The organism is Chryseobacterium sp. HMWF035, assembly GCF_003094695.1.
Taxonomy (GTDB): domain Bacteria; phylum Bacteroidota; class Bacteroidia; order Flavobacteriales; family Weeksellaceae; genus Chryseobacterium; species Chryseobacterium gambrini.
In genome coordinates this window covers 1-9,885 of the sequence record NZ_QEHP01000100.1, presented here as the reverse complement: position 1 = coordinate 9,885, position 9,885 = coordinate 1, and the positions used below count along the sequence as shown (strand labels likewise).

Sequence of the window (9,885 nt, the reverse complement as noted above, 5' to 3'; positions counted from 1 at the left end):
CTCAAATATTGTATTAAGAAACGTCTACGGCGGCACCTTCGGTGCCGCCGTAGACGTTTTACGATCAATTTTTCTTAAGTATAAATTAACACTTATTCTGTTTTTCATCACACTTAATCAATATCTGATGACAGTTAATTAATATAACTGGCGCTTTAAAACCAATTCATTTACCTTTAATAAAATCTATTTTAAAGCACTGACTATTAGTATTTTAAAAATTAAATTCTTATTAATATCAAATACATGAATTATGCCAGAAATTCTATTCAAACCACCTTAGATTAAAAACCTGATCATTAAAAAAATTTTTAACCATTAAACAAAGTATTATGAAAATTAGAATATTTACATTCATCTTATCGCTGTTCATGATCCTGAGCATAAGCGCACAAACAGCTTCTAAGTATTTTTATTACTACAAAGGGAAAAAATATTTCCTTCAGTTAGACAAATCATCAATTGCCATTTCATCTACCAATACAGATGTTGTAAGAAATTTTAAAACAACCACCCCGATTGTTGAAAATTTTACCAAAAATTCTCTTTTGAATGATGGGAAAAAAGTGGTAAGCGACAAAAAAAGCTATTATGTAGAAATTGAATCCGACGCCAATATTTCAGACGAACAATACATTGCCAATATCGCTGAAAAAAACAAAAATCCCAATGTACTGGTTGCATCCCCTTGTTTTATAAGCGGTGAAAAACAAAAAATGGGAATGTCTAATAATTTCTATGTAAAACTGAAATCAAAAAATGACCTCAAACTTCTGAATGAATTAGCACAGAAAAACAACGTGGAAGTATTAGGCTATAACGAATATATGCCACTTTGGTTTACGATTTCATGTTCTAAAAATTCCACTCTTCCTACGGCAATAGAAATGTCCGCTTTATTTTACGAAACCGGATCTTTTGAAGCTTCGGAACCGGAATTTATGTATCACAATCTGGAAGCTACGGCAGATCCTTCTTATCCCAATCAGTGGTCACTGAAAAATACAGGACAGTTTGGGGCTTCTTATGCGGGAATTGATATAAAAGCGGAATCGGCATGGACTTTATCCACCGGAGCCAACGTGAAAACAGCAATCTTTGATCATGGTTTCGAAATGAATCATCCGGATCTTGCCGCGAATGTTTTCGGATCAGGATATGATGCGCAGACCAATACTTCACCTTCTGTGGTAAGAGGAAGTCATGGTACCGCCTGTGCAGGAATTGCCGGAGCCGTTCAAAACAACAATTTAGGAATCAGCGGCGTGGCTCCCAATACAAAATTAATTTCTATCAGTATTAATCTTACCTTTGCTGATACAGCTCAACAATTGGCTAATGGTTTCAACTGGGCTACAGCAAATGGCGTAGATGTAATCAGCAATTCATGGGGAGGATATGCACCTTCCACCATAATCGAAAACGGAATTACCAACGCTTTGGTAAACGGCAGGGGCGGAAAAGGGATGGTTGTGGTTTTTGCTGCAGGTAATGAAAACAATACCACGATCAGATATCCCGGAAGCTGGAATCCACAGATATTGGTGGTTGGAGCATTAAGTCCTTGTGGTGAAAGAAAAAATCCGGGCTCATGTGACGGAGAAAACTGGTGGGGAAGCTGCTACGGAAGCCAGCTCGACATTATGGCTCCCGGTGTGAAAATGCCTACCACAGACAGACAGGGAGGCAATGGATATAATGCTTCAGACTATACTCCTGATTTTAACGGAACATCTTCTGCATGTCCTGTTATTGCCGGTGTAGCTGCCTTAATTTTATCTGCAAACCCTTGTTTAACCGCTCAACAGGTAAGAGATATTATAGAACAGACTGCTCAAAAGGTAAGAACAGATCTTTATGCTTATGCCTCCACTTCAGGAAGACCAAACGGAACATGGAATAGCCAGATGGGATATGGATTGGTAAATGCTTATGCGGCAGTTCAAAGAGCTAAATCAACATTCAGTCTTGCTGCATTCGACAGTTCTGCGGATATCGGTCTGGAACCTAACCCTTCTGCAACGACATGGGCAAATATTTATCAGAGTCCTGATATCTGGAACAGACGTACCAACAGCTCTCTATTAAACTTTACCCATCAGGATCCGGGATATCTTGGACCAGGATTTAACGTGATGAGATTCAGAGTTCGAAATATCGGCTGTACAACTTCAGCCCCAAGTTTTGCAAGATTATACTGGACGATGGGATCTACCGGCGAAACATGGCCAAACTCATGGAACGGAATACAGTTAATTAACGGTTTTTCGGCAGGTGGAGAACTTACTACTCCGTATACAGGATTTAATGCCTCGAATACGTATGCAACAGGTCAGGGATTCAAAATTCCGGCTCTGGCTCCGGGACAAACTTACATTATTGATGCCAAATGGAATCCTGTAGATCCTGCAATTTATGGAGGTCTTACCGATAATCAGGTTTGTTTCTTAGGCAGAATTGTATCTCCGGGAGATCCGATGTACAACGAAAATCCGGGTCCGAATGCTCCTATTCAGCCAAATGTTACCAATAACAATAACGTTGTAACCCGAAATACAAGACTGGTAAGCTTAAGCGGAACTTTCCCTAAAAAATCAGGATTCTTCTTCGGAAATTATTTTGATTTTGAAAAGAATTTTGATGTTAAATTCAATTTGGTAAAAGATTCTAACGTGCCTTTCAAAAGCGTAGGAAATATTGTAGTAAAACTAAATGATATAGCCTGGGAAAGATGGGAAAACGGAGGAAAAGTAATGGAAGGAATGCAGGTGCTGAATTACAATGAACATGAATTTATCATCACAGATCTTCAGAACGCTTCCCTTAAAAATATCAGGCTGAAAGCAGGAGAATATTTCCCTGTTGCGCTTAGTTTCCAACAGGAAAACACAAGCATTACTTCACCGGAAAGCTATGATTTTGCCGCTACTCAATCCATTACAGGAAGTCCTGATGAGTTGTACGGAAGTGTTTGTCATTTCCTGATTACCATCAACCAGAAAGAACCTTCAGACGGAGAGCAATTCTGCGACGACAAATGCAGACAGGCAAAAACTCAGTCTGCCATTTTACAGGACGTGAAATTATCTCCAAATCCGGCTTCTTCCAATGCTACTTTAGAATTTAATCTGGCTAAAGATGCAAAAGTAAATATCGTATTGGCAGATTATAACGGAAAAACACTTAAAACGATTTCAGAATCCGAATCTTTAAGAAAAGGAATCAGCAGAAAAGTATTTTCTATTAACGATCTTCCGAATGGAGTTTACGTAGTAAGTATTCTCGCTAATTCTGAGAAAAAATCTATCCATCTGATAGTAAAACATTAAGAATTAAATATAATTATCAATAAAAAAGAGCAGAAATTTCTGCTCTTTTCGTTTTTTATGCTGTAAAATAAATATTAAGCTGTTGTATCCGGTGCAAAAACTCTTTGCGCCAATTCCTGATCAAAGAGATATAAAGCGGATGGATTATCGCTTACCATTTTGATTTTGGTAACCAACTGAGATGCGCTTGCTTCTTCTTCTACCTGCTCGTTGATGAACCACTGCAGAAAAGAAGTTGTTGCAAAATCACCTTCGTCATTTGCATTTTTCACGATATTAAAAATACTTTTGGTCACTTTTTTCTCGTGTTCCAAAGCTTTTTCAAAAATATCGATTGCGTTTGCAAATTCGTGGGGCGGCTTTGCGATTTCACCAATGATGATTTCTCCGCCTACATCATTTAAATAGTCGAACATCTTATCAGCATGCATTAATTCTTCTTTGCTCTGTACACGAAAATAATTGGCAATCCCGTCCAGATCTTTACTGGAAAACCATGCAGACATAGAAAGATAATATTGTGCAGCGTATTGTTCGTGGGCTATTTGTTCGTTAATTAATTTTGCAATTCTTTCGCTAACCATAATTCGTAAATTTTCAGTCAAAATTAGGGAATAAAACCCCGAAATCAAAAGTTTTAATAGAATTTAATGAAAAAGGACGGAATAAATCCCGTCCTCTTACACATTAAAAAATCAAAATTATAAACTACTTAATTTGCATCCGGAGCCGACGTGTTCATTGGTTTGTGCATTCTTCCACCTTTCATTCCTCTTTCTTTCATTGCCACTTTTCTCTGCTCCATTTTTGCTTTTCTGTCCACCTGCCATTTATCATATTGCTGAGGAGTAAGAATCTGTTTCATATCGGCATCCATCTGTGCTCTTTTTGCCTGTCTCTGATCTTTGTTTTTCTCAAAATCAGCTTTCATTTCAGCTTTTCTTTTTTCGTGAAGTGCTTTAATTTTATCTATCTGAGCCTGATTTAAATTTAAATCTTTCTGCATCTGCGCCATATGTTCCTGTTCTCTCTGCTGAAATTTTTCTTTCATTTCCGCTCTTTTGGCCTGTCTGTCCTGAGGTGTCGGAGTTGTCTGCTGTGCCATTGCAAAACTTCCCATTCCGATAAATGCTATTGCTAAAACTAACTTTTTCATTTTTTTTAAATCTTTAATTAATTGTTATACATCTTTTTGATTATTAGTTAAAAAGAAAGTTAAAAGATAAACCTCATAAAAAATGTTAAATTTTAATATAAAATATTTAATGATAAATTTAAAAAAAAAGAGCAGATCATAAATATCTGCCCTCACACCACTTAAATATAATATATGAAAATTAATTTTTTGCAAATCCGGTTCGGAAGCCGCCGTTTCCTCTGCTTTCTCCTCCTCCTCTGTTCTGTTCTCTCGGAGCAGCATTTTCATTTCTACGGAATCCGCCGTTATTTCTGAAACCTCCTCCATTGTTTTCTATTCTGGGAGCTTCTTCTCTTCTTACTTCTCCTCCTCTGAAACCGCCACCTCTGGTTCCGCTGTTTTCCGTTCTGTCGTTTCTGAAACCTCCGCTGCTTCTTGTTCCCCCCGCTTCATTACCACTACGGAAACCTCCGTTATTTCTTACTCCGTTATCGTTTCTAAAAACCGGATTATTGTTTCTGTTTTCGGTCTGATTGCGGAAACCACCGTTATTACCGTCTCTTACACCTCCACGGAAACCATTGTTCGGTCTGTCGCTTCCTCTTACAATATTAAAGGTCGGATTATCATATCTACGGAATCTGGCTCTGTCTACTCTGTAAATATTGATATTTACATTTCTGTAGCGCGGCATTGGTCTGCAAATTCCTGCATAATGCGTTCTTCGGTAATTCTGAAAATAAACTACCGGACTGTACCCTCTGTAATAATTATTCTGGAATACCACGAAAACTCTCGGTCCCATAATTCTTTCCAAAGCATAGAATCTGTCATAATACCATCTGTCCGGATTGTATCTGTAGAAATTATTCCATGTGGAGAAACTTACATACAGATTATTCAGCCTTAAGATCTGATCTATCTGCCAACGATTCAGTCTGTTTTGGGCAAAAAAGCCATTCCAGTTGATGCTTATAATGCTGTTCCTGTAATCATTGTAATTGGTCTGGTAATAATCCTGTGGATAATAATCCTGCGGATAATTGTAGTAATAATCGTCCGGAAAATAATTCTGATCGTCTTCATCACTGTAATATCCTCCGTCATTCTGATAATAGCCGTCATCTTCCCAACCATTATTCGGATACTGCTGAGCAAACGATAGAGTCGCCATGCCCAAAGCAAAACTGATTAATATTTTTTTCATTTCTATAGTCGTTAATTGGTTAATATAGTCGAATTTCTACTTCTATCTTTTGGATATAAATAAAAAAAAGAAGTTAAATCTTTCGATCCAACTTCTTTTAATTTATTATTAACTAATTGATAATCAAATGTTAAATTTATATTCTTCCGCTGTCTTTAATCCAATAAGCTATTTTTTGATTAAAATCTTTCTGCTCTTTCAGATCTTCCAGATTAAGATGCATTCTGTATCTCCAGTAATGTGGAAAAACTGCGGGATTGTTGATTCTTTCATTATCCATTTTAGGATTGCTAAGATTTTTATCCGTTGCTAAAAACTCCTGAATCGGAAAAATTGCTAACATTGAGTCATTATAAAGATGTTGCTTCATTATAATTTCAGCTAAATGAGGATCCAGTTCTTCCGGAGCTTTTCCATACTGTACCAACTGCTGATTGAAATACTTTTGCGTAAGCGCCGGATCTTCTTTCCACCACTGTCTCAACGTTGAGCTGTCGTGTGAGGAAGCGGTCACCACATTCAGATAACCTGCATCTTTTGGGTTGTAAAAAGGAATATTATCTGAAGGCATTCTCTGCACTTTTAAAGCAATAATCGCCAGTTCATCCATCACAACAGGAACACAGTCCGGAACAAGACCTAAATCTTCTCCACAGATCAACATTTCTGTAGCATTAAGAATCATCGGAAGTTTCTCCATCGCTTTTTCATACCAAAGATGATCCTGTCTTTTGAAGAAATAGTCGTGATACAGGTCATAAATGGATTTTTTCTCCCAATCCGAAAGATATTTGTAAGATTCTGTGTTGTACACATTAAATCTCGGATGATAAACAACCTGTCCGTTTCGTTCCTCAATTAAAAATAAAACATTGGCACAAAGAGAAATCAACTGATCTTCAATGGAACCTTGTGGATTTTTCTTAAAAAAGTCAGCTAATTTACGCTGTGTATTAAATTCTTCTTTAAATGAATAGGTTCCGTTCTGGTTGTTATTGATGAACTCAAGCGCTTTTCCGCTGTTTTCGCCTAAATATTTCCAGAGAATCTGATCATTGATAAATGGTTTGCAGTATCTGTCGAAATTAAAAGGAATATGTCTTGCACTGAATTCTTCCAGCGTAATAGGAACGGCAGGATAAAAATACCCTAAAATTCCCTGAGTTGCAGAAACCGGCATTCTCCAGATTCTGAAAAACCCTAAAATATGGTCGATTCTCATCGCATCAAAATACTGTTCCAATGCTTTGAACCTGTTTTTCCACCACTTGTAATCATCAGCTTTCATGGCTTCCCAATTGTAGGTAGGGAATTCCCAGTTCTGCCCCAATTCGGTGAACTGATCCGGCGGTGCTCCTGCCTGAAAATCCATTCCGAAAAGTTCAGGTTCTGTCCATGCTTCCACAGAATGTCTGTAGATTCCGATCGGCAGATCCCCTTTTACGGAAATTCCGAGGTTATGCGTATAATCAATCGCATCCTTTAATTGTTTATGAAGCTGATACTGAACCCATGCATGAAGCATAGAAGCATCATAATCTTTACTTTTTGCTGAAAAAAATGTAGAAACCTTTCCTCCAATGTATTTTTTATGCGTTTTCCATTCGTTGAAATTCGGAGTCTTGTATTTGTCCCTCAGTACACAGAATGCTGCATAAGGAAGAAGCCAGCTCTCGTTGTCTTTGATGAATTTCTTGAAGTTTCTATCCTTGTAAATCTTTTCTTTATCTTCATTGAAAACGGCTTTCAGATATTTCCATTTTCCGGAAATCATCTTTTCGTAATCTATTAATTCTAATGAATTTAGCTCTGACTTTTCAGCCTGATAATCTTCAATTAAATCTTTCGGTAACGCAATATCGAGATTTTCAAGGGAAATATACTGCGGATGAAGCGCATATACAGAAACTGCCGCATAAGGATAAGAATCTGTCCATGAATAATTTGCCGTTGTATCGTTGATCGGCAGAATCTGGATAATTCCGAGATTGGTTTCTTTTGACCAGTCTGCCAGTTTTTTCATATCGGAAAATTCACCAACACCGAAACCGTCTTCCGTTCTCAGAGAGAAAACAGGAACCGCAACTCCAGCATCGTGATACATCTGATACAGTTTGAATTTGAAATAATGATCCGAAACAATCTGTAAAACGTCCTTCGACTGATTGGGAAGAGCAAATCTGTTTTCGCCTGTTTCCACATCGATTACTTTGCCTTTACCGGCATCGTAAAGACAGTATTTATATTGAATAAATTCGTTTTCAGGAATTTCCAGAGAGGTTTCCCAAATGCCGAAATCGGTCTGAGACAGATGGATCGCCTTTTCGTAGTCCCAATTTCCTAATGAAGCCGTACTTCCGAATACAACAATTTTCCAGTCCGGATTATAAATCGGAGCTTCTATTCTGAATAAATGCGTATGCTTCTTCAGCACAGAAACTTTTTCCGGCTTGAATGTATTCAGCTTGTTATAGAGAATTTTATTATTGAGGTAGTTTTCAGGGAAATTTTTGTTATTCCATTCGTCAAAAACCACAAATTCCTTGTAATTGTGCGGAAAAGTAAGATGATGCGGAACAAACTCCTCGCGAAGAATATTTCCTCTTTCATCGATAAGCTGATAGTGATATGATATGGTTTTGGAAAAGTAATCCACCTCACACTTCCACAATCCGTTTTCTCCGTAAAACATAGCATGAGTCTGATGTACAGAGCCTTCATCTTTGATCATCAATTGCAGATTCTCTCCGACTTTCGCACTGTAACCTACATTAAAGTATAGCTTCATTTATATTTTTTTATAAAAATACATTATAATCCTGAAAAATAAAACTTATTGAATATCAAATATTCATTAAAAAAACCTTTTCAAAATGTCTGAAAAGGTTTCTAAGCTTTATACAAAGTTAAAGATTATTCTGTAACTAAAATTTTCTTGTTTAATAATACTTTTCCGGATTCGTCGGTAATGTTTACCAGATAAGCTCCGCTGATCAGATTTTTAAGATAAACCTGTTGATTTAATGAACCGTCTTTTACGGATAAATTCTGCTTCATTACATTTTTTCCTGACAAATCGAAAACATTCAGTTTAATGTTTCCTTTTACGGCTTTGTCATTTACATTCACGTTGATCAGCTTTTCATCCACTCTTGTCGGATAAATATCCAGATTGGCATAAGCATTATTAGAAACGGCTTTATCATTCGCAAAATATTTACTTGCCAAATCATAAATATGCAGATTCTGTTCTCCTCCAAGCGGTTTTGCCTGTAAAGTAGTTAGATCCACTTCATAAAGAGGAGCACCTTTTGCACTTGCAATCACTACTTTTCCTTTTGAATTTACGGCAGATCCGTTTACCGAATAATTTTCAGGAATTCCGGCAATTTTTCCTATGAATTTAGCCTTCATTTCCTTTGGAGAAAGTTTGAAAACATTTCCCGAAGCCGAAAAAACATAGAAATTATTTTCTGCATCCGCAATCATATCCCCTCCGAAACCTGTTTCAATGGTGGTAAAAGAATTTTTTCCGTTGGAAGCGTCATCTTTAATGATCCCCAAATCGTTAACCACATATTGATTTCCTTTTCTGCTGATCTGCAAAAATTGCGTCCCGGAATTGTTGATCGCGTAAATATTTCCGTCGTAACCTGTTGTCATTCTCGTTACATGAGAATTGATGTCACACGAAGTAACTCTTGCCACACTGTTTTCCACCAATGTAATTTCCTTTGTTTTGGCATTTAAAACATAAATATTGGAAGAAAACATCGGCATATAGATCAAATTATTATTGTAAGAATCATAAGCCAGTGTTGCCATATTTACAGCCTGCGCGTTATTGTAGGTATTTTTATCCTCGTTTACAGCACCGTTTCTGCTCTGTGAGAAAACTCTTGCAGAAGAATCTGCATTAAAAATCTGTTCTCCGGAAGTTCCGCTTGTTCCGTCGATGGCACGGAAATCATTGAAAACAATACTCTGAGTATCTTTTCCGACCAAAGCAAAAAAATCCTGCTGCGCAGAAGCGTTTGCGCCCATCAACAACAGAAATAAAGGGAATAAATGTTTTTTCATAGTCTATCCATTTAAATTTTTAATCATTTTATTATTGAATATCCGTTTTCTAACCTAAAGCTGTGATATTAGCAATAATCAGCCTTTCAAATAACTTTTCTCCAAAATATCTTCGATTTAACTTGTAAATA

The 9,885-nt window shown here is 37.0% G+C and carries 6 protein-coding genes; 1 reads left to right on the top strand and 5 read right to left on the bottom strand.

Features of this window, described 5'->3' with window-relative positions; all coding sequences use genetic code 11:
• The first annotated feature begins 332 nt into the window (after positions 1–332).
• Positions 333–3,329, top strand: a complete 2,997-nt coding sequence (locus DD829_RS15225) for a S8 family serine peptidase (RefSeq protein WP_108409653.1) — start codon at positions 333–335, stop codon at positions 3,327–3,329.
• Positions 3,330–3,403: 74 nt separating this feature from the next.
• On the opposite strand, the gene DD829_RS15220 is transcribed toward DD829_RS15225, so the two are convergent.
• From DD829_RS15220 to DD829_RS15200, 5 genes are all read right to left on the bottom strand, one after another.
• Positions 3,404–3,913 (bottom strand): ferritin, encoded by a 510-nt coding sequence (locus DD829_RS15220; RefSeq protein WP_076395060.1) that lies wholly within the window; start codon positions 3,911–3,913, stop codon positions 3,404–3,406.
• A gap of 128 nt (positions 3,914–4,041) precedes the next feature.
• Positions 4,042–4,485, bottom strand: a complete 444-nt coding sequence (locus tag DD829_RS15215) for a hypothetical protein (protein WP_108409652.1) — start codon at positions 4,483–4,485, stop codon at positions 4,042–4,044.
• Positions 4,486–4,666: 181 nt separating this feature from the next.
• The gene (locus DD829_RS15210; RefSeq protein ID WP_108409165.1) at positions 4,667–5,674 is read right to left on the bottom strand and encodes a hypothetical protein; all 1,008 of its coding nucleotides are present in this window, start codon (positions 5,672–5,674) and stop codon (positions 4,667–4,669) included.
• 136 nt (positions 5,675–5,810) lie between these two features.
• Positions 5,811–8,462, bottom strand: a complete 2,652-nt coding sequence (locus DD829_RS15205) for a 4-alpha-glucanotransferase (RefSeq protein WP_108409164.1) — start codon at positions 8,460–8,462, stop codon at positions 5,811–5,813.
• 125 nt (positions 8,463–8,587) lie between these two features.
• Entirely contained in the window at positions 8,588–9,754 is a 1,167-nt protein-coding gene (locus DD829_RS15200; protein WP_108410025.1) for a T9SS type A sorting domain-containing protein, read from the bottom strand.
• Positions 9,755–9,885 lie beyond the last annotated feature (131 nt).

Excerpts from the sequence above, each read along its gene's own strand:
- DD829_RS15220 (WP_076395060.1), bottom strand. The coding sequence starts at position 3,913 with ATGGTTAGCGAAAGAATTGCAAAATTAATTAACGAACAAATAGCCCAC.
- DD829_RS15200 (WP_108410025.1), bottom strand. The coding sequence starts at position 9,754 with ATGAAAAAACATTTATTCCCTTTATTTCTGTTGTTGATGGGCGCAAAC.
- DD829_RS15215 (WP_108409652.1), bottom strand. The coding sequence starts at position 4,485 with ATGAAAAAGTTAGTTTTAGCAATAGCATTTATCGGAATGGGAAGTTTT.
- DD829_RS15210 (WP_108409165.1), bottom strand. The coding sequence starts at position 5,674 with ATGAAAAAAATATTAATCAGTTTTGCTTTGGGCATGGCGACTCTATCG.
- DD829_RS15225 (WP_108409653.1), top strand. The coding sequence starts at position 333 with ATGAAAATTAGAATATTTACATTCATCTTATCGCTGTTCATGATCCTG.
- DD829_RS15205 (WP_108409164.1), bottom strand. The coding sequence starts at position 8,462 with ATGAAGCTATACTTTAATGTAGGTTACAGTGCGAAAGTCGGAGAGAAT.